The 18,913-nt window shown below is 58.1% G+C and carries 18 protein-coding genes and 2 pseudogenes; 12 read left to right on the top strand and 8 right to left on the bottom strand.

All coding sequences use genetic code 11. The features are described from left to right. The first annotated feature begins 65 nt into the window (after positions 1–65). The 4 genes and pseudogenes from ROS217_RS22120 to ROS217_RS22105 all read left to right on the top strand — a co-directional run. Entirely contained in the window at positions 66–971 is a 906-nt protein-coding gene (locus ROS217_RS22120; RefSeq protein WP_009820078.1) for an ABC-three component system protein, read from the top strand. Continuing rightward, complete coding sequence (locus ROS217_RS22115) at positions 965–1,207, top strand: ABC-three component system middle component 6 (RefSeq protein ID WP_009820077.1); 243 nt, start codon at positions 965–967, stop codon at positions 1,205–1,207. The genes ROS217_RS22120 and ROS217_RS22115 overlap by 7 nt, the downstream gene beginning before the upstream one ends. Next, positions 1,204–2,619, top strand: a complete 1,416-nt coding sequence (locus ROS217_RS22110) for a hypothetical protein (protein ID WP_009820076.1) — start codon at positions 1,204–1,206, stop codon at positions 2,617–2,619. The genes ROS217_RS22115 and ROS217_RS22110 overlap by 4 nt, the downstream gene beginning before the upstream one ends. A gap of 12 nt (positions 2,620–2,631) precedes the next feature. Then, a pseudogene (locus ROS217_RS22105) lies at positions 2,632–2,931 on the top strand (DUF2326 domain-containing protein); the annotation flags it as partial. Between the two features lie 373 nt (positions 2,932–3,304). Here the strand turns inward: ROS217_RS22105 and ROS217_RS24510 are convergent. The 7 genes from ROS217_RS24510 to ROS217_RS22070 form a co-directional block, all read right to left on the bottom strand. Then, entirely contained in the window at positions 3,305–3,469 is a 165-nt protein-coding gene (locus tag ROS217_RS24510; RefSeq protein ID WP_007803240.1) for a hypothetical protein, read from the bottom strand. Positions 3,470–3,855: 386 nt separating this feature from the next. After that, the gene (locus ROS217_RS22095) at positions 3,856–4,329 is read right to left on the bottom strand and encodes a hypothetical protein (protein ID WP_009820073.1); all 474 of its coding nucleotides are present in this window, start codon (positions 4,327–4,329) and stop codon (positions 3,856–3,858) included. Between the two features lie 99 nt (positions 4,330–4,428). After that, positions 4,429–6,606, bottom strand: coding sequence for a ParB/RepB/Spo0J family partition protein (locus tag ROS217_RS22090; RefSeq protein ID WP_009820072.1), 2,178 nt, complete (start codon positions 6,604–6,606; stop codon positions 4,429–4,431). A gap of 169 nt (positions 6,607–6,775) precedes the next feature. Beyond that, positions 6,776–7,987 (bottom strand): plasmid replication protein RepC, encoded by a 1,212-nt coding sequence (gene repC / locus ROS217_RS22085; protein ID WP_009820071.1) that lies wholly within the window; start codon positions 7,985–7,987, stop codon positions 6,776–6,778. 213 nt (positions 7,988–8,200) lie between these two features. Then, a complete protein-coding gene (repB, locus tag ROS217_RS22080) occupies positions 8,201–9,133 on the bottom strand; it encodes a plasmid partitioning protein RepB (protein WP_009820070.1) in 933 nt (310 codons plus the stop codon). Then, on the bottom strand, positions 9,117–10,310 hold the full coding sequence (gene repA / locus ROS217_RS22075; RefSeq protein ID WP_009503867.1) for a plasmid partitioning protein RepA: 1,194 nt from the start codon (positions 10,308–10,310) through the stop codon (positions 9,117–9,119). The genes repB and repA overlap by 17 nt, the downstream gene beginning before the upstream one ends. Before the next feature lie 143 nt (positions 10,311–10,453). Further along, positions 10,454–11,338 (bottom strand): recombinase family protein, encoded by an 885-nt coding sequence (locus ROS217_RS22070; RefSeq protein ID WP_009820069.1) that lies wholly within the window; start codon positions 11,336–11,338, stop codon positions 10,454–10,456. A 157-nt stretch (positions 11,339–11,495) separates the two neighbouring features. Here ROS217_RS22070 and ROS217_RS22065 point away from each other — a divergent pair, with 157 nt between their 5' ends. Both ROS217_RS22065 and ROS217_RS22060 read left to right on the top strand, forming a co-directional pair. Then, positions 11,496–11,753, top strand: a complete 258-nt coding sequence (locus ROS217_RS22065; protein WP_009820068.1) for a type II toxin-antitoxin system ParD family antitoxin — start codon at positions 11,496–11,498, stop codon at positions 11,751–11,753. Beyond that, positions 11,750–12,085 (top strand): type II toxin-antitoxin system RelE/ParE family toxin, encoded by a 336-nt coding sequence (locus tag ROS217_RS22060; RefSeq protein WP_009820067.1) that lies wholly within the window; start codon positions 11,750–11,752, stop codon positions 12,083–12,085. The genes ROS217_RS22065 and ROS217_RS22060 overlap by 4 nt, the downstream gene beginning before the upstream one ends. Positions 12,086–12,091: 6 nt before the next feature. Here the strand turns inward: ROS217_RS22060 and ROS217_RS22055 are convergent, their stop codons facing one another. Further along, positions 12,092–13,189: a tyrosine-type recombinase/integrase gene (locus tag ROS217_RS22055; RefSeq protein WP_083781621.1), complete on the bottom strand. Its 1,098-nt coding sequence runs from the start codon at positions 13,187–13,189 to the stop codon at positions 12,092–12,094. A gap of 125 nt (positions 13,190–13,314) precedes the next feature. Between ROS217_RS22055 and ROS217_RS22050 the strand changes: the two genes are divergently transcribed. The 6 genes and pseudogenes from ROS217_RS22050 to ROS217_RS24835 form a co-directional block, all read left to right on the top strand. Further along, positions 13,315–14,199 (top strand): DUF1403 family protein, encoded by an 885-nt coding sequence (locus ROS217_RS22050; protein ID WP_009820065.1) that lies wholly within the window; start codon positions 13,315–13,317, stop codon positions 14,197–14,199. A 2-nt stretch (positions 14,200–14,201) separates the two neighbouring features. Then, positions 14,202–14,816 carry an SMC-Scp complex subunit ScpB gene (gene scpB / locus ROS217_RS22045; protein WP_009820064.1) on the top strand — a complete coding sequence of 205 codons (615 nt, stop codon included), beginning with the start codon at positions 14,202–14,204 and terminating at the stop codon, positions 14,814–14,816. A gap of 675 nt (positions 14,817–15,491) precedes the next feature. Continuing rightward, the gene (locus ROS217_RS23815) at positions 15,492–17,189 is read left to right on the top strand and encodes an amidase (protein WP_157046751.1); all 1,698 of its coding nucleotides are present in this window, start codon (positions 15,492–15,494) and stop codon (positions 17,187–17,189) included. Between the two features lie 108 nt (positions 17,190–17,297). Continuing rightward, positions 17,298–17,399: pseudogene (locus tag ROS217_RS23810) on the top strand (transposase domain-containing protein); the annotation flags it as partial. Positions 17,400–17,906: 507 nt separating this feature from the next. Further along, positions 17,907–18,092 (top strand): hypothetical protein, encoded by a 186-nt coding sequence (locus ROS217_RS22035; RefSeq protein WP_009820061.1) that lies wholly within the window; start codon positions 17,907–17,909, stop codon positions 18,090–18,092. Continuing rightward, a partial coding sequence (locus ROS217_RS24835) for a recombinase family protein (RefSeq protein ID WP_009820060.1) occupies positions 18,082–18,913 on the top strand: 832 nt, incomplete at its 3' end. The genes ROS217_RS22035 and ROS217_RS24835, both read left to right, overlap by 11 nt.

The following is an 18,913-nucleotide window of genomic DNA, read 5'->3' as shown; positions in this document are numbered from 1 at the left end:
CTAGTCCATTGCGATCGATCATGCAGTGTGCAAAATCACACGAGTGCGGAGGGTAGAAGTGTCTCATGAAGAAGATCGACTTTGATATTCACTTCGACAACGCTTTTGCAACGTTGAGTCAGACGAGGTTTGAAGACTGGTTTGCTCGTATGGCTTCTAGGGTCTACGGGACCGACTTTGAATTGATCAAAGCAGGGGGACGACACGGCGACAAGAAGAGCGATGGCAGGAGAATATCAACAGAAACGATTTTCCAGTGCTACGCACCAGAATCCCCTAAGACATTCGCCGAAAAAGCAAAGGCCAAAATCGCCGATAGCTTTCCAGAAGTTCTAAATTACTGGCCAAATCTGAGTGAATGGGTCTTGGTTCACAACAATGTTGAAGGACTGCCGACGTCAGCCAGTGACAAACTGGAGGAACTCAGGAAGGAATACCCTGCGCTAAAAATTTCAACTGCCGGCCGCAGTTTCTTGAAAGACGAGCTGCACGACAGATTGTCCATGCAGCAGATGATTGATGTATATCCATCAGCAAGCCTAAACTTTAGTGAAATTCAGATGGCTCATATACGGCCACTTCTCAAAAAAATTGTGGAAGCCCGTCGCGTTGACCCTGATCCAATGAATTTTGGCGACATACCAGACGAGTCAAAGCTTGACTTCAACAGGCTGAGCCCAGATTCGAAGTATGACATTCGACGCGCGCGACCCCACATTGATGTAGTGGATAGATATATTGCGGGGATGTCGAACCCTCAGAACGCCTCGATCGTTCAAGCCGAAATGCGTGCTAAATACATCGAACTTAAAGAGTTTGGATACGACCCCGACGAAATATTGGGCAAGCTACTTGTTTTCTGTGGTGGCGGTGAGACTGCCACAGCATCAGCCGCTGCATATGTGATCGTGGCATATTACTTGGACGCCTGTGATATTTTCGAAAATGTGCCGCAGGTTGCTCCATGTTGATGCCCACCAAACACATTAAGACCGAAAATGCTCTCATAGGCGTAGGAGCAGAGGTTCTTGCGTTACTGGATCGAGACAAGACCGTTTCACGCCTGTTTAGCGACCTTCAAGAAGGTAGGCGAGAGAATGAACTGTCAACGATTCACTTCGACTGGTTTCTGTTGGCTATGGATTTCTTGTTTTCTATTGGGGCGATCAGATTCGAGTCTGGTTTGATAAAGAAGATGAATCAATGATTTCAGAAATCACCAGCACACTCGCCACTTTCAAGCCACTCCACTTCAAGAGCGGACTCAACATACTTGTAGCTGAGCGCCATGAGACATCTGGTGCGAAAGAAACTCGAAACGGAACTGGCAAAACAAGCTTTATCGAGCTAGTCCATTACCTTTTGGCTGAAAAGAGAAATGCGGAGGATGACTTCCACAAACCTGAAATAATTGGAGCTGAATTCTGTGGCAAGTTTTCTGATGGCGGCTCTGAATTTGTGATTTGCAAGAAGAGCAATCCTAAATCCGACGACCTAACAAAAGATGGAACTGCTATTACGCCAAAGAACCTTCGCAAGGAGTTATCGTTGAGGTGGTTTTCACTCTCAGAGGAAGACACCGCTCAAACTTACGGACCCAAGTTCGGGGCGCTGTTTTCATATTTTGTGCGCAAAGAGCGCAACGGCGGCTTTGCTAGCCCCAAAATGAACAGTTCATCGCAACAGGACTGGGATAGCCAAGTCAGTCTTTCATACCTCCTAGGATTTGACTGGCGGCTGCCTCAGAAACTGCAGATTAAGAAAGATCAGAAGAAAGACGCTGATACATTGGCGAAAATGATTAAGAATGGCTACCTAACTGATGGCGCTTTGGACGTTAATAAAATGCAGGCGCGATTGGACTTGCTTGATACAGAAATTGAAACAAAGCGGCAAGAAGTTACATCCGCGTCGGTAGTTGACGGTTATCGCCAGCACGAGGTCACAGCGAATGAACTCACAGGCCGCATTCGTGACTTGAACGAGGCCAATCTTGAAGACTTGGACCTTGTGGAGAGTATCGATCAGGCGCTTAAAGAGGTAGAAGACGCCTCTGCATCCGATTTAAGGAGCGTCTATGAACAAGCGGGAATATTTTTCTCCGATCAGGTTAAAAAACGGTTTGAACAAGTTGAAGCGTTTCATGCGCAGGTAGCAAAGAACCGCGAATTGCACCTCCGCCGTGAAAAGAGGAATGCGCAGCAGCGTTTGGCTTCTCGCAAGACGGAAATCAACAGGTTGCAGGACAGCCTAAAGGACAAGCTTACATTGCTTCGTTCAGGGATCGCGATTGAGCGACTGACGCTTTTGCAGTCTGACTTAAATCGGCTAGAAGCTGAACAAGCTGATCTTCGAAAACAAATCCCACGGTTTAGGGACGTGGAAGAAGATCGTAAGCGGTTGGGTCGGGAAATCACCGACCTTGTAGATTTGATCGGTCAGGATGTCATTGAAAGAGAGGCGGCTAGGAAGTTTGCGGTTCAGGCTTTTGGCGAAACATCAAAGTTCCTCTATGACAAACCGGGCCAGCTTATCTTAGGTAAATCACGAGGAGTTGCTGGCCTCTCGATCGAGACTGACATTGTTGGAAAAAAGAGTGGAGGCAAGAATCATATGTAGGTATTCTGCTTTGATTGGTTGCTTGTCGAGGCCGCGAAGAAGAATGACCGGTTTCCGGGTTTCTTGATCCATGACAGTCATATTTTCGATGGTGTCGACGGTCGACAGATTGGTCTTGCTCTCAAGTTAGCTCAGTCGAAGTCCGAACAACTTGGCGTTCAATATATCGTTGCCATGAACTCGGATGACTTGCAGAAGATCAAGCACGAAGAAGAGATTAGCGGAGAAGAGATTTTTGATCCTACTGAATTTATTATGTCGACACGACTGTCGGACGATGCAGGCGGCGGTCTCTTCGGTATTAGATTTTAGATGATGTGCTAAGATAAATTTAATTCAGTGATTGTTTGGGCCGTCGAGGCCTTCTTTCCTCTACTTGACCGCGGCTTTCCAAGCGTCGGTCAGGTTACAGGTCCATTGGCTGACTTCCTGTACTAAAGGAACTATTCTGAATGCGTCGCGTCAGACGGCCTTTTTTCGCCCTCCACCCTGTCGGTCGCCTTAGCGCATCGCGGTCACTCGTGCGATGCGCAGCGAAAGTCCGGAAACCATCCTGTGGGCAGTACGATCTGCCCTGATGTCCTACAGGCGTTTCTCAGATCGGCACCGCCGATCACGCGGCCGGAGATAGACCTGGCGGCGCGACTGCGCCGCGCCCCGGCCCTCGAGAAGTGAGGCCGAAGCCTCACCCGAAGGGATCGTACTCCGAAACGATCACGACCTCGTCTCCGTCGATTTCATCGGCGGGGACGGCGCCAAAGGTTCCATCTCCTGCCTGGAAGACGACGATCGAGACCATGAGCGTGGCGGCGAGAGAGGCGGCGAAGGCGTGAGCATCTTTGCGGGACATCTGTTTGGCTCCTGTCTTGGAGGCGGGGGACCATCCCCCGCGCGACAGGACCTCGAAGGCCCGAATACTGGCTGACATCACCGGGTGCGTTCGGCTCGTCCGAATCCACCCGGCGGCACGGGCTTGCCCGTAGTCCGACCCCTCGCGGGTTGATCTCGAAGACAGAATTCGGGGCAAGGAAGGGAATGGCGAGCGGGGGATGGTCGCCCAACGTCAGGAGCCGATTGTCCCGCTGATGCTTCTAACGCCGCCAGCCTCCCGGCCACGCTCTTGGTTGAAGACTCCTTCTTTGGGGATGGATCCTTTGGTGCCCCGCGAACTCAAAGGACAAGGTTGTGATGGATGAGAGGCCCACGCTTGGGCGGGCCCCTCGGTTTCAGTTGGGCTCAGGCGGCCAGGTCCGCTCCCCCTGCCCTTTCGCCCTCTTCATCGCCGACGATTTCGAGCCGCGCATTGCGGTATCCTTCCTTGGCGATCCAGAGCTCGGCCGCGGTGATGGATTCCGCCAAATGCAGCAGCTCCGTGTTGCCGCCGAAGTCGAGAAGCACGCGCACCTGCCCTGGCTTCGGTTCTTCGGCCACCTCGAAGACGAGGGCGCTGTCAGCGGAATGGCTGCGCATGATGGTGACGAGGATTACTCCGTCCGAGGAGAAGTTGCCCTCATGCAGCGTGAACGACGCGGGAGCCGTCCAGGTCGCGTAAGGCCGGGGTGGTTCCTTTTTCACAAGGCGGCCGACACCGTTCGAGCGCTCCCAAGCTGCGAGCTTCTTCGTGAAGCGTGCCGGTGGCTTGGGGCTGCCGTCAGTGTAGCGAATGAGCGCCCCGAGGGGGGCTGTGTCGATGATGGTTGTTGCAGACATGATTCCTCATTCTGAATGCGAGTAATTGCATTCATCCTATTGATATTGTTACGTTATAGGGTGATTGGGGGCGGAATGCCCGCCCCCTGCTGGAACACGTTATTCCGCGGCCAGCATCGACGCGCTTTCAGCAGGCAAGTCATCCGTCAGGAATGCAGGAAGGTCAGCTTCACTGACGCTGTCAGCCACTTCGACATCCGCCCCCTGCCCTTCGGCACAGTCCTCACCGTCCAGCGCCACGAGATCGTTCCGGCGCAGGACTTCGGGCAACCAGCCGCTGCCCTTCAGCAGGCGCTCGGCCTCACTGGCCATCTCGCCTTTCTTCAGGTGATCGAGGAGTTGGGCAGTCCCCTCCCCTTTCGCCTCGCGCACGGCCTCGAGGATCCGGGCCTTGGGCACGCGGTTGAGATAGGTGTCGACCGTCGGCTCCCATCCCGCCTCGACCATATCGAGACCTGTCGCGCGTGCCACGAGATCGGCATGCGCCATCCGCCGGGTCAGACCCCCAGCAGAAATGCCTGCCCCGTAAGGGTTCACCTTCTCATGCAGCGCGTTGACGCCGAAGCTGAGGCAATGCGCCAGCAAGGCCAGCCGACTGCCCTGGTCGAGGATCGTCAGATAGTCCCAGAGCGCTGCATCATCGCCAAGCGGCAGATCGGCTTCCCATTCCGCGTGACGCTCGTCGACCAGCTTGGCCACCACGCTGTCCTTCAGATCGGGCGCCTGCGCCGACATGTAGACCGGACGCACGGATGCCTCGAGACAGCTGCCCGAAGCAGAGGAGGTGCGGAAGGTGTCTGTCACCAGCTTCAGAAGCAGCAGCGTCAGCGCGACATCCGGCGAGCGCCCGATCGCTTCACGCAGCGCCAGCGTCCGGTGGGCCGTCAACTCCATGACCAACCGCTCGGGCAGCGGCTTCAACGCCCCGTCATCCTCATCCTCCGGCAAGTCAGCTCCGATCGGCTGGCCACCCGACATGATGACGGTTCCGCCATGAGCGGCACTGCCATGGCCATCGGTGAGATCACGATAATCCCCCTGCCCCGCCACCGCAGGATCAACACCATCCTGGACCGCGGTCTCCTCAACGGGCTCATCCTCTGGACGCACATACCCGCGATAGACTGCCAGCGCGCCGTAGCGGTCGAGCGTGACGAACGCCCCTGCCCGCCCGATCTCTGCTTGATCGAAGATCAGAGGCCGGGTTTCGATCTTTTCCATCTCCGTTTCCAATACGCCAAGCCGCGTGTCGATCTCGTCGGGGATGTCATCCTGATCCGCGTATTCCTCCTCGAGCGCTCGGTACTCGGCGAGCAGCTTGGCATGAGCGGCACCTTCGTCATCCGTCATCGGTGCCGGAACACCAGACAGAGACCGCAGCCCGTGGCTGTAGCCGTAGGGCAGGTCAAGCGCGACCTCGATCCACTTCCAGCCCTCAACCGCAACCGTCTCAGCCTCGGCCTGGAGTTTTTCCGTCACCAGCCGATCGAGCAGGGCAGGGTTCTCGAGCCAGCCACCGTCATCGCCCTGAAAGAGGTCATGCAGCATCGTGCCGCCCGCCGCTTCGTAGGCCTCAACACCCACAAAGATCGCGCGCCGGTCGGACGCCCGGACCGAGGTCTCGGTCAGCATGCGCCGGATCTGGAATGGCTCCTTGTTCCAGGATGAATGGATCACATCCCAGACCTGAACCTGACGCTCGTGATCGGGGTTCACGGTGAAGGCCATGAGCTGCTCCAGTGTCATGCCATCCTCGGCGTAGACCTCAAGCAGGGCAGGGGCGACGGCGGCGAGTTTGAGGCGCTGCTTCACGACCTGCGGCGTCACGAAGAAGGCCGCAGCAATCTCTGCATCGCTCTGGCCCTTGTCCCGCAGCGCCACAAACGCGCGGAACTGGTCGAGCGGGTGCAGGGCGACACGCTGCATGTTTTCCGCAAGGGAATCGTCCTCGGCCAGGATGTCGGACGCTGCATCGCGCACGATGCAGGGAATGGGCGTGGTCTTTGCCAAACGCTTCTGCTTCACCAGCAGGGACAACGCTTGGAACCGGCGACCACCGGCCGGGATCTCGAACTTGCCGGTCTCGGTGCCATCGTCAGCCAAGACGGGCCGCACGCTCAGGCTCTGCAACAGACTGCGGCGAGCGATATCTTCGGCGAGTTCCTCGACGGACACGCCAGCCTTGATGCGCCGCACGTTGGACTGACTTAGCACCAGCTTGTCGAAAGGGATATCCCGCGAAGGGGACAGAGTGATTTTCTGGACAGCTTTCGTCATCAGATCTTCTCCTCGACGGGCGTCGGAAGCCACTCTCCCGATCTCACTTCCCGTCACCCTCAAACCAACACTCCTTTCCCTCTCGATGATCGTATGGTTGCCAAGAGGCGACTTAACAGCTGTTAAGTCAGGCCAACCGAGCAACGAAGACGTCGAAACTTAACAGCTGTTAAGCCGCACTTCGCCGACCGATCAAAGCCATGACCATCGGACCGCAAGAGAATTCGCCCGCCGCGGCCTTGGACGTCAGCGCCCGCAAGTATCCACCCGGTGACCTGATGTCGGAAAAACGTTCCAGCATGGCCACGACGACGATCGAGGCTTGCTCTGGTCCCATGCAGCGTTGCGCTTCTTCCCAAGCGGAAACACTGATCCCCATGGCAGGCCGTACATGACAAGCCGCGTCGAAAAGCTGGTGCCAGTGTCGAACGTCGCCCTGATAGAAAGTCTTGAGCGAGGGACAGCCGGCGATCACCAGGTGCAGTGGGATTTTCGGCACCCGCCTCGTGTCAGGCTCTTCAACGTCAGCCACAGGCTCACCCGTGTCATCATCAGGCGCGCGGCCCGCCGCCCCGCCTTTTTCTAAGGCAGGTTCAAGATCTATAGATTCTTTATTTGAATTATGATGGTGACGCTCAAAATGGGCATCATTGGTGTTCATTTTTTCTGTTTCAGGGCCGTCAATAACATTACGCGCCTGGTCAAGAAGGGTCTCCAGTTCAGTCCGAAATGCCGACAGATCCTCAAGCGAAAGCTTGCGGCGAAGAGCGCGGGCTATGAAGGCGGCCGTATCGCTGAGCAGGTCCCATAGGCCAAGCCCGGGCTGGATCTCCTCGCCGAACTCCGCCAGAGCGGCCAGGTCGCGACGCATGAGGCTCACCACCTCCCTCAGTCGCCGCACACGGTCCTCAGCCTCACGCACAGCCTCTGCGGCCCGTGCAATCTCCTCTGCCCGGCAATAGAGCGGGGAGAGGTCGAAGCCGAAGGCCACTCGGTCTTCGCCACGCTTGCGTACATAGCGCTTCCCGTTGGGGCTATCGCGCCGCATGAGCAAGCCTGCCTCTACCAACCGTGCGAGGTGACGGCGCATCGTCGAGCAAGGCATGCCGTTCAGCCGCTCGCAGATCGCCTTGTTGGATGGGAAGACGACCATTTCGGTGTTCCCGCCAAGCGCATCGTCCGGAAAGAAGCTGAGAAGCCCCTGAAGAACGGTCAGATCGCGCTCGGAAACCCCAAAGGCGGCCTGTGCCTTGGACAGCTCGCGGAGAAGCTCCCACTTGTTGACGGGCTTGCCGGGAACAGACGCCTCAGGACGCTCGACCACGCGCAGATGGGCGTGCGAAATTGGCCGCATAAACGGCGAAATCGGTGTGTACTCCATATCGTCATTCACGAAGGCAAAATTTCCCTGGCCCGCGAATCGCTTTGCGCTTGCGGGAAAGGGGCCAGATCGCTACATTCAGAGGTGCGAAAACTGAAGTTTTGTAGCGGGCTGGTCCCGTGCGAAACCTAAGAAAGGTCTCGTGAAGCTTGCTTCTCGGGGCCTTTTTCTTTTCTGCCTGTCTCGTGCCTCCTTTTTGATTGTTGCTCTTCCTCAGTCTTCCGAACGCTTCCAGCGCTCGTGAAGCTCGGCGATCAGCTGCGGGGCGTTGCCCTCAAGCCAGCTGACAAAATCGCTCTCCTCGGCCTTCAACTCGAGCTTGAGTTGCTTTCCACGACGTCCGGTCGTGACAGTGGCGGCACCGACCCCCGGAATCACCGTGCCGGGCCGCCCGCGAGGGCGAGACGAGGATGTGGTCTGTTCGGGCTTCCCTGCAGCAGAGAGGACGGCCAAAAATGCATAATCGGATTTCTCGTCAATACCGCCTTGGTAGGATGTCTTGGACTCACCCGCCAAAGCTGCAAGCAGTTCGCGATCGGCATCCGTAGCCCCCAGCAACTTCTTGAGCTCTTCCCACCTGGGCCGACCAATGCCCGGAGCGGCACCGATGGCGAGGACCAGGTCCTCCCCAACGGTGCGGACTACGCTTAACAGCTGCGACACTCCTGCCTCGGTCAGATTGAGAACCTCGGCGACACCCTTGTTGGTGCGTTCGGATGCGCTCAAATGGTCACCGTCGAGCAAGGCGGCGGCAACAAGCGCACGTTCGATGAAGCTTAGATCCCGCCGCTCCTGGTTCTCCAACAGCTGATCACGAAGCGCCTGATCTCCCTCCATCTCTGTGACAATGGCGCGGACCTTGATCCCAAGTTCTCTGCAAGCTTCCAGCCGACGACGGCCATAGATCAGGCTGTAGCGATCACCCTCAAGCGGCCGGACGAGGATTGGTACTCGCTGTCCGTTCTTGGAAATTGATGCCTTGAGGCCCTCAGTCTCGATCTGCAGCCGGTCATCGAGCCGACCTGTGGTTTCGATTTGGTCAGGCTCGATTTCGAAAACGCCGCCGCGCAGCCTGCGCCCCTCGAGAGCGTCAGGCGCGTTGCGCAGGGTCTGCAGTGGCAGTCCCAGTTTAGGCTTTCTTGCCATTGCGTCCCCACGTGTTCTGGATGATCGCCGCGATCTCGTCGTTGACGGCGTTCATGGATTCGATTGCACGATCAAAAGTCTGACGCGTGAAGTCCTTCTTGTCGGCTTCATAGAGCGTCTGCTTCGTCAGCCCAGCATCAGAGATCGCTGTCGACTCAACCATGTGGTTGGTCAGGACTGACCTGCCGAACAGACCCCGGATGAAAGCAATGACCTCGGTCTGCGGGGCATCACCCACCTTGTAGCGGGTCGGCAGAAAGCGCAGCCAGTCGAAGCGAAGGTTTGCGCCAGCATCCCGGATGACGCCAAGCAGATCAGCGGTCATTCGCAGAAACTGCGACATGGACATCAGATCGAGCATTTGCGGGTGAACGGTGACAAGCACCCCTGAAGATGCTGAAAGGGCGGACATGGTTAAGAAGCCAAGCTGCGGCGGACAGTCGATGACGACGACGTCATAGTCCGCTTCGACACTGTCGAGCGCGTCACGCACACGGGCAAAGAATGCGCGGGCGCCGCCACGCTGGATGGCTGCCGGCGTCTCATGTTCGAATTCCATGAGCTCAAGGTTCCCGGGAATCAGGTCAAGACCACGGATGTAGGTCTTGCGGATCACGTCTGAGATCGGGACCGGTTCATCGTAGCGAACCGCATCATACAGCGTGCCACCCTCCATCAGGTCCAGCTCAGGCTGGATGCCATGCAGCGCGGAAAGGGATGCCTGGGGGTCCAGATCGATCGCAAGGACACGATATCCCTTGAGAGCCAAGCGCTGTGCAAGGTGAGCGGATGTTGTCGTTTTCCCGGACCCGCCTTTGAAGTTCACAACAGAAACAATCTGAAGCTCGTCACCGGCACGACGCCCCGGAACGTAGGTCCCAGGCTTCTTCGCGTTTGCCTCAAGGGCATGGCGAATCTCCCAGATATCATCGAGGGTATATCGCCGGTGGCTGCCCGCAGTGGTTTCGACGTCAGCGATCTTTCCTTCTCGATGAAGCTTGCGAAGGTAGGTATGATCGACGCCAAGCAACTCGGCCGCCTCGCCGCTGGTCAGGCTGCGCATGACTTTTTTGGCGTCGGGAGGGAAGTGGGCAGCACGTTGCGCATGAAGATTGGACGCAAGAAGCTCTGCGTAGTGCCCGATGGCAATGTCCAGGTCCTGCTCAGCTTCGCTCATCTCTGCCTCGATTCGTGGGCGCGTTTTTTATGTGATCGCGCGTTATTTATCGAGACTATTGCCCGAGCTATCAGATTCGTGCAAGCTCTTTCTAGATTTGGTGTGGTTCAGCCACACAGGCACAAGGGCAAGCGTCGCTTAATTCAGTCGAGCAACTCTAGCTTCTCGGCCCGCTCCAACAGCATTTTCACCGAAGACGGCTGCCATCTTGTTCGGCCACGTGGTGTGCGTTCCCGCATTGATTCCAGGCGTTCACAGATCGCCTGAAGCGTGATGTCGGGGTCCGCGCCCTTGATGGCGGCGACGATGGCGGGCAGGCGGTCGTCGGTTTCGCGGCGCCCGGCGCGGGCCAAAACTGCCTCGGGCAGAAAGCCGTCGCGGACATAGGCCTTCACGGCGCGCAAGAGACGACTTTGGGTCCAGCGACGCGCCTCGGGCAGGGGGCCGTTGATGATGCGTAACACGTCTTCCCAGGCCAAGTCGGGGCGCAACCGGCGCACATGAGGAACCCAATCTTGTGCCGTTTCGTTCAGACGCTCCATGTAGCCGTCTTGTCGTGCCAGCCGCACCTTGCGAAGAGCGGCAGGGTCTTTGGCCCGCAGCCCAGGGTTGCCGCCCACGCGGCCCTTTGTGCGTGCGCTGGCAAGGCCGGCCTTGGTGCGTTCCCTAATTAAGGCGCGCTCGAACTCGGCCGCAGCGCCCAAGACCTGCAGCGTGAACTTGCCCTGCGGGGATCCAGTGTCGATCGGGTCCTGGATCGAGCGAAAAAACGCGCCCTTGGCCTCGAGCCGCTCGATCACCTCCAGCAGATGCGACAGGGATCGCGCGAGGCGGTCAATCCGCACGACCACCAGCGTGTCGCCCTTGCCGATGCGCTCCAACACCCGCGCAAGCACCGGCCGCGCACGGTTACCGCCCGAGGCCTGTTCTTCATGGATTTCGGCGCAGCCATCGGATTTCAGGGCCTGCGACTGGGGCAGGGGGGTCTGATCCTCGGTAGATACGCGCGCATAACCAATCAGGGGCATCAAAACAGTCTTTTTGCAGTTTCATACATCGCTATTAAACGACCGATTGACCGCGACGAGAGGAGAGGTCGCGTGATGGCTGTTCGTCGGCCAAGGTCAGCGTCCATTGACCAAAAGTGAGAATTGGCATATATTGCCAACAAAGGAGACCCGACCCATGGTGACACGCAACGTTGTCCTGACCGAGACCCAAGACCATCTGGTTCAAGCACTGGTGGCGTCTGGGCGCTACCAGAATGTAAGCGAAGCGATGCGCGCTGGCCTGAGGCTGCTCGAGCAGGAAGAAGCACAGCTGGCCGACATTCGAAAGGGTCTACTTGAAGGTCTGGCGCAGGCTAAAGCGGGTGATCTTGCGGAGGGCAGCGGCAAAGATGCGATCCGTAGGGCCTTTGCGACTGCGCGCGCGCGTTCATGAGCCGATCCTTCCGGCTGACCCGTCGTGCGGAAGCCAGCCTCACGGAAATCGCAAGATGGACGATCGAAAGTTTCGGGCTGCGCCAAGCAGAGCTTTACGAGGCCGAATTGCTCAGCCGCTGTGAAAGTATTCTGAGTGGCCAGGCCTATAGCCGGAGTTGCGCAGTTCTCGTTGATGATGTCGAAGACCTGCGGTTCATAAGGGCAGGGGAGCATTTCCTGGTCTTTCTGGACCAGCCCGACGAGGTCATCATCGTGGATATCCTCCATTCCCGCAGCGATCTTCCTCGCCATGTTGCCTCCCTTTCGGCTTTAAAGTCCGAAGACTCCTGATCCACGTCACAATCCGGCTGCCTTGGTCAGATTCACCCGGAACCGATCGCGGCGGCGCTGGTAGCGGCGGGTCATCTCCGCGGTGGCGTGGCCAAGGTGCTTCTGGACATAGCGTTCGTCGACCTCGGCGGAACTGGCCAGACCGGCGCGCAGAGAGTGCCCGGAAAACAGGGCCAGTCGTTCCTTTTCAGGCAGCTCCGATCTGATCCCGGCATTCAGAACGGTGCGTTTGATCAATCGAGCGACATGCTTGTCGTTCAGCCGTGCCTCCAGCGCGCGTTTGCCGTCCCGCGAGGTGCCGACGAAGACAGGGCCGAAGTCGATCTTCGCAAAATGCAGCCATTGTGCCAGCGCATGAATGGGGCAGGTCTGATCTGATGAGCCGCGCCCGATCTCGACTTCGCGCCAACCGGTCTTGGCATTGAGGGTGAGCAGCGCACCTTGGTCCATGATCTCGATCCAGCCGCCGCTGTCGGGCGTGTCATTCTTATGCCTGTCGAGACTGACGATTTCGGAGCGGCGCAGGCCACCGGCGTACCCCAGAAGCAAGATCGCGCGGTCCCGCAGCCCGCGCAGATCGTAGGGCAGGGTGGCGACCATCGCGAGGATGTCCTCGGCCAGGATCGCCTCTTTCTGCACGGGCGGACGCGCATGTTTGCGCTTGATACCCGCCAACACCGTTGCGATATGGCGGTTTTTTCGATCGAGCGTGAATCCGCGTTGTGCGTAATTCCAAGTGAGGCCGGAAAGTCGGCGGTCGATTGTCGATACCGATAGGGCAGGGGAGGGGCCCAAGCCGCTGGCCAGATCGGCAAGGTAAAGCCCGGTCATCTCTGGTGAAGGAGGCAGCGGCTCGATGCCCTTCATTCGGCACCAGCGCGCGAAGTGCGCCCAATCCTTGGCATAGGCCTTCAACGTGTTGTCCGAGGCCGCCGCGCGGGCATAGTCCCGGGCAGTGTCCACCAGCCGGTCGAGCGTGCCGGAGCCAGCCACAAAGGTGGGGAGAGTCAGAGCCTCGCTGGACGTCGGATCTCTCCCGTCGTCCTCGTTGACGCAGGACCCGTTTGGCTGCGCTGAGCTCGATTTCTCGTTGTTTTCTGACATGTCGGGGAGCATATCTTTTTACGTCCGATAATGCAAACTTATTGGACATAACGTAGAATAGAAAGGCGGGGCGGTTTACGCGATATTTTCTGGTAGAAAGCGCCGCGACGATGTAGGCTTCCGGTATGACATTTACCCGGCCCGATCACATCAGCGACCTAGACACGCTACCCCGGATGCCCGCCTGGGTCACCTCGGTCCGTGGTGAAACCCTTGAAGATGTGGCGTTTTTGTCAGGCGCCGCGCTGGCCCACCTGCATCTGGTGTTGGGGCGGGACTGTGTCCCCCAAACCTTGTTGCGGGACAGGCTCGCGCTGCGGGCAGCGGAGGCATGCGTGGGGTTTTCCGGGAGACCGGAACGGGCAGGGGCGTTGCGCGATGCGGTTCACCTTCTGCGTCCCGGCGACCTGCCCGGACCGGCGGGGGAAACCTGTCTTTTGTGGAGGCGCGCGGTGGAACGACCGATGTCAGTCAAGGCTCTCGCCCGGGCTTTGCCGACCCTTGAGCCGGGCCAGATCGCTGCGTGGATTGATGCGGGGCAGGGGGCGCCCGTCACCAGGGCCGCGATGGTGCTAGAGTTGGTACTGAAGGAGAGGCCGCGTGCAGACGTGCCGGCGCTGATCCTCGCCGACGGGGCACTCGCACAGGCGCTCGGCTGGGATCACGTCGTGCCCCTTCTGGCGGCCGGGCTGAAACGCGCCGACCTGCGCAAACGGGGCGATGACCTTCGGCTGGCCTGTCATCACGCGCTCCTCTCCTCGGTGGTCGAGGCCGTGCGGCAGGCCGCCGATCTCGCGCGCCGCGCCGCGCATCTGAACGCGGTCGCGCCAAAGCTGCGGGCCAAGGGGTCGGGCGAGGCGGTCGAGATGTTTCTGACCCGCGACGCCATGGCGCCTTCGGCCTTGCCTTTGCCGGATCGCGCTGCGCGGCGGCTCTGTGACCGGTTGGTCGAGCTGGGCGCGGTGCGCGAGCTGACCGGCCGCGACACCTTCCGGCTCTATGGAGTGTAGCGATGGCAAAGGACCGCAATGAGCCCGACCTGGACCGCGAGTTGCCCGACTTGCCGCCGGAACTGCGCTGGCGGGAATGGATGCGCCGGATCGAGGCGGTGCTCTTTGCTTCCGCCTCGCCCGTGGCACGCGAAGACCTGGCGCGGGTTGTTGGGCAGGGGACCTCGGTTGATCTGCTGATCGAGGACCTCAGTGCCGATCTGGACGGGCGGGCGTTCGAGATCGCGCAAGTCGCTGGTGGTTGGATGTTCCGGACGCGGGCCGCTTACGCGCCCGCGATCCGCGCCGCGGCGGATGTCGGCGACCAGCTGCTGGACCTGAGCGAGTTCGACGTCGCGGTGCTGGCGGCTATCGCCTACCACCAACCGATCGCCCGCGATGGGCTGAAGGGCATCTTCGGCAAGGAGATCAGCCGTGATCTGATCGGGCGGTTGCATGCGCGAGACCTGATCGGGACCGGGCCGCGGTCCCCTCGACGCGGCGCGCCCTACACCTTCGTCACCACCGAGCAGTTCCTCGTGGCCTTCGGCCTGGAGAGCTTGCGCGACCTTCCCGATCGCGAGCAGTTGGAAGACGCGGGGGTTGTGGGCGAAGCGCCACAAGTCGATTTCGGGTAACGAGTTGCCGATCTTGGTGAGCGATAAGGATCTGAGAAAACTCTATTTTGTCGCCCGTAGCCTCATATCTTGCCGCTCTCCGTTACCGATGCCTGATGCAAACTCGGTCGTTCTGCTTATCGTTTCATCCGCAGTTGTCACTGTACCCTAATTAATCAGAATCTGGATTGAAATTTCCCAACAATTTCAATGGCGATCTGTACCTTTAATTTCCGTATTGTGCCGTTTATTGCAATACTGCACCCTTAATTGCCAGACGGTCGAAATTGTGGAAAACGTAGCCGCCTCTTGTGGCGGGCAAACGGATATTGGCCTTCCAAGGTAGGCAAAACGTTGAGCGTCGTCCTGCAACATGACCTGTGGAAATATTGTAATTAAGGGTACAATTTTGCCCCTAATCACTCTGAACCCGCAGATTCTGATCAATTAGGGTACAGTGACACCGACGGTCGTGCCGGCCTCCGCCTGCCTCAGCGCGAACGCGATCTGCTCGTCGGTGAATCGTTTCTTCGGCATCTGGACACTCCTCTCGCTTCCGAAGTGTGCCCGAAAGCATCGTTCCGATAGACCAAAGGCCAACCATGCACTAACATTCAAACTGGACCACTCGGTGGGGGCGGACCACTCTACTCCGGCTAAATATTTTTCGGAGCAGCATCCGCATGCAAATAATTGGTGGGTACAGACGTGCATCAACACATAAAGACTTTTAAGGACCTCGCCACAGAAGTAGCAACGGTTTGGCATGATGTTGCACTTCAAAATTTTCCCGATGAAGTATTTGGGCGAGGCCACTACGTTTTTGCCAAAAATACTGCAGCGCTTGATTCGAACATCTCACCCATTGAGGACCCGTTATCTTTTCTGACTACTCTTGAAAACCTTGCCGTTGACTCCGCGTGTTGGAGCACTGGTACCCAAAAAGAGCAGACAACGCATACCTACCCGCCAACGCTGAAAGGCAAAAGCGCGCTGTTGGATCGCGACATAGGATCTGCAGCTGCCATGCTTGCCGCTGGCGAGGCAACGTCGAGGGATTTGACCGAGGCAGCTCTGACACGTCTTTCATATATTTCCAGCTTAACGAATGCTGCGCTTAGTATTGATGAGTGCAGTGCATTGGCAGCAGCGGACCGTAGTGACGCCAGGCGCAGGGCAGGTACGACACTAGGTGATCTAGATGGAATTCCCTTGGCGCATAAGGGGCTTTTCTACCACGCATGGCTTGGCATCTGTGCCGGGGGGCCTGACACTTCGATCCCTGCCACCCAAAAAACCGCGACGGTCATTAATCGTCTTGAGGCGGCGGGCGCTGTTTCGATTGGAAGGCTGCACTTGACAGAAGCAAGCTTCGATCCCACGGGGTTAAACGCTTTGCTAGGCGATTGTCTAAATCCATGGGATGTGCAGTCAATAACCGGCGGCTCTTCCAGCGGGTCGGCCGTCGCCTGCGCTACGGCATCCGTTTTTGGTGCCCTAGGAAGTGATACGGGTGGCTCGATCCGCATTCCAGCAGCCATATGTGGGGTAACAGGACTCAAGCCCACCTACGGTAGGGTCAGCCGGTACGGAGCCTTCCCCGTAAGCTATTCACATGATCATATCGGTCCCTTGGCCCGTAGCGCGGCAGATTGCGCGGCTCTGTTCCAAGTAATAGCGGGCCGAGATGCCGCCGATGCAACTACCAGTACACGTCGCGTTGACTGCATTGGCACCAGCAGCCTCAAAGGTATAAGGATCGGAATTTCGCGGCATTTTTTCCATGATTTGCTAGAAGGTCACCTGCGTCACAATATAGACGAGAGCTTGGGTTTAATGCGTGACGCAGGAGCAAGCCTCATCGAGGTGCCTGATTTTGACTACAACATGATCAATGCCCTGTCCTCTTTGATGATCATGGCAGAGATTTCAGCGCTTCATCTGCCCGCGCTAAGGCACCAACCCGATGAGTTCTCTCCCGCAATGCGCAGCATGCTACTACAAGGTATTGGGATTCCATATGCCGCCCATGACCATGCGCAACGAGTGCGGGGCGCTTTGCTGAGTGATTTTGTGACACGTGTCATGGCGAATGTGGACATGTTGCACCTACCGGTGATGGCCATTGCGACGCCGACAATTGCTGAGGCATCGCCGGATGCACCTTCGGGGTCAGTCGTCGCTAAGGAACTGACTATAATGCTACGCCCTTTCAACTACCTTGGCCTTCCATGTCTGAGCCTGCCTTGCGGAATGCACCAAGGTGCCTCCGGTGCGCAGTTGCCACAGGGTTTTCAATTGATCGGACGCCCGTTTTCAGAGGCGCGGCTGCTTGAAGTGGGGATTGCGTTTCAGTCTCTGACGGATTGGCATTGTCTGCGGCCGTTATTGTGAATCACTCCTTTCGCAGCCGGGAAATCTGGAGGGTTCTGTGAGGTCGCGGGCTACGACGCTGGGGTCACACAGGCGCTGTCCGCGACCTCATTGAAGCCGGATTGAACGAACCCACAGGCCTGGATGGCAGATGTCCTTGCGCGCCTGCCGGACATCACTGTGTCACGCTTGCCCGAGTTGCTCCCATGGAACTGGAAAACCGAGCAGTGAGCTACTCCCCATCGGTTGGACAGGATCTGGCGTAAATTAAGCTACTCTTTGCACCTGCTGATCGGGTTGGGTTTTGTCTTTTCTCAGCCAATAGAGCACGGCGGGTGGTCTGCCGCCAAGGGCCGAGTGTGGGCGTTGGTGGTTGTACAACTGAACGCCAGAACACCCACGTTATCGATCGGCGCGAGGTTCTTTATCGATGGCACCCTTGGTTTGGCCGATCGGTTTATGTCCATGAGGTGATCGACAAACCTGGTGTGGCGGTATTTCGATGCAATCTCACTGGTGGTCGGTCGGACCGGTCTCTGGAAGTCCCTGTCTGGATGTTTGACCGGGCTGCATGTGCCGGCTGTCGCGGTGTCGATACGGCACATGTTGGTCTGGATACCCTGACGGTGCTTGCGGAGCTGGTCCGCGAGACTGGCCGTAACTCATTCGATAATTCCGACTCCTCATCACGCGCTAGCGCAGCATTGGACTCTGAACCCACGATTCGGAGGTCGGCCAATGCCGCGCAAAACGATGACGACGCAACTCGAGCTGTTTCCGGAGACCCACTCCACAGCTGCGACACTAATCCCGCATTTGCAGAGCCTGCCCGACGACACGCGGCATGCGGTAACGCGGTTGATGGCGCGCTTGATGGTGGAACATGCGGGCGCAACGGAGGGGGAGAGCTATCATGAAGCATGAGAAGATCGGTCCGCAGCACCTGGAGCGCAAGGCGATCCTCTACGTCCGGCAGTCATCAGCCCATCAGGTCCTGCACAACCGGGAAAGCAGCACCCTGCAATATGCGATGCGGGAACGGCTCTCCAATCTGGGTTGGAGCCAGATCGAGACCGTAGATGACGATCTTGGCCGGTCTGCCGCCGGCGGCGTCGAGCGGGCAGGCTTCGACCGGATGATTGCAGATGTCTGTCTGGGAAAGGTCGGTGCCGTTGCCGCGCGCGAAGTATCCCGCTTCGCGCGCAACAGCAGAGACTGGCAGCATCTCGTAGAGATGTGCCGCGTCGTCGATACGGTGTTGATCGATCAGGAGACGGTATATGCGCCGCGCGATGGCAATGACCGCCTGTTGCTGGGCCTGAAGGGCAGCCTGAACGAATACGAACTCGATCTCCTCAGACAACGTTCCCTTGCGGCACGCTATGAGAAGGCACGGCGCGGCGAACTTATCGTCGCTGCTCCTGTCGGTTTCGTGAAGGCTGGCGGCCGGCTGGAGAAGGATCCGGATCGTCGCGTGCAAGATGCCATAAGTCTGGTATTCGACAAGGTCGCCGAGCTGGGGAGCGCGCGGCAGGCTCTCATGTGGTTCATTGAACATGGTCTTGAACTGCCCTGCCTTCGCAAGCAAGGTGAGGTGGTCTGGCGGCGGCCAACATACGCCACCATCCATCGCATGATCGTCAACCCGGCCTATGGCGGGGCTTATGCCTACTGCAAGACCCGGACATCGGTAGGGTTCGGGGCGTCCGCTACACGCACGAAGGATCGTGATGAGTGGCTGGCAT

This window comes from Roseovarius sp. 217 (genome assembly GCF_000152845.1).
Classification (GTDB): domain Bacteria; phylum Pseudomonadota; class Alphaproteobacteria; order Rhodobacterales; family Rhodobacteraceae; genus Roseovarius.
This window is presented reverse-complemented; position numbering and strand designations above follow the sequence as displayed.

What these genes read in the sequence shown, in the direction of transcription:
- ROS217_RS22120 (WP_009820078.1), top strand. Translation starts at nt 66, where the DNA reads ATGAAGAAGATCGACTTTGATATTCACTTCGACAACGCTTTTGCAACG.
- ROS217_RS22115 (WP_009820077.1), top strand. Translation starts at nt 965, where the DNA reads ATGTTGATGCCCACCAAACACATTAAGACCGAAAATGCTCTCATAGGC.
- ROS217_RS22110 (WP_009820076.1), top strand. Translation starts at nt 1,204, where the DNA reads ATGATTTCAGAAATCACCAGCACACTCGCCACTTTCAAGCCACTCCAC.
- ROS217_RS24510 (WP_007803240.1), bottom strand. Translation starts at nt 3,469, where the DNA reads ATGTCCCGCAAAGATGCTCACGCCTTCGCCGCCTCTCTCGCCGCCACG.
- ROS217_RS22095 (WP_009820073.1), bottom strand. Translation starts at nt 4,329, where the DNA reads ATGTCTGCAACAACCATCATCGACACAGCCCCCCTCGGGGCGCTCATT.
- ROS217_RS22090 (WP_009820072.1), bottom strand. Translation starts at nt 6,606, where the DNA reads ATGACGAAAGCTGTCCAGAAAATCACTCTGTCCCCTTCGCGGGATATC.
- repC (WP_009820071.1), bottom strand. Translation starts at nt 7,987, where the DNA reads ATGGAGTACACACCGATTTCGCCGTTTATGCGGCCAATTTCGCACGCC.
- repB (WP_009820070.1), bottom strand. Translation starts at nt 9,133, where the DNA reads ATGGCAAGAAAGCCTAAACTGGGACTGCCACTGCAGACCCTGCGCAAC.
- repA (WP_009503867.1), bottom strand. Translation starts at nt 10,310, where the DNA reads ATGAGCGAAGCTGAGCAGGACCTGGACATTGCCATCGGGCACTACGCA.
- ROS217_RS22070 (WP_009820069.1), bottom strand. Translation starts at nt 11,338, where the DNA reads ATGCCCCTGATTGGTTATGCGCGCGTATCTACCGAGGATCAGACCCCC.
- ROS217_RS22065 (WP_009820068.1), top strand. Translation starts at nt 11,496, where the DNA reads ATGGTGACACGCAACGTTGTCCTGACCGAGACCCAAGACCATCTGGTT.
- ROS217_RS22060 (WP_009820067.1), top strand. Translation starts at nt 11,750, where the DNA reads ATGAGCCGATCCTTCCGGCTGACCCGTCGTGCGGAAGCCAGCCTCACG.
- ROS217_RS22055 (WP_083781621.1), bottom strand. Translation starts at nt 13,189, where the DNA reads ATGTCAGAAAACAACGAGAAATCGAGCTCAGCGCAGCCAAACGGGTCC.
- ROS217_RS22050 (WP_009820065.1), top strand. Translation starts at nt 13,315, where the DNA reads ATGACATTTACCCGGCCCGATCACATCAGCGACCTAGACACGCTACCC.
- scpB (WP_009820064.1), top strand. Translation starts at nt 14,202, where the DNA reads ATGGCAAAGGACCGCAATGAGCCCGACCTGGACCGCGAGTTGCCCGAC.
- ROS217_RS22035 (WP_009820061.1), top strand. Translation starts at nt 17,907, where the DNA reads ATGCCGCGCAAAACGATGACGACGCAACTCGAGCTGTTTCCGGAGACC.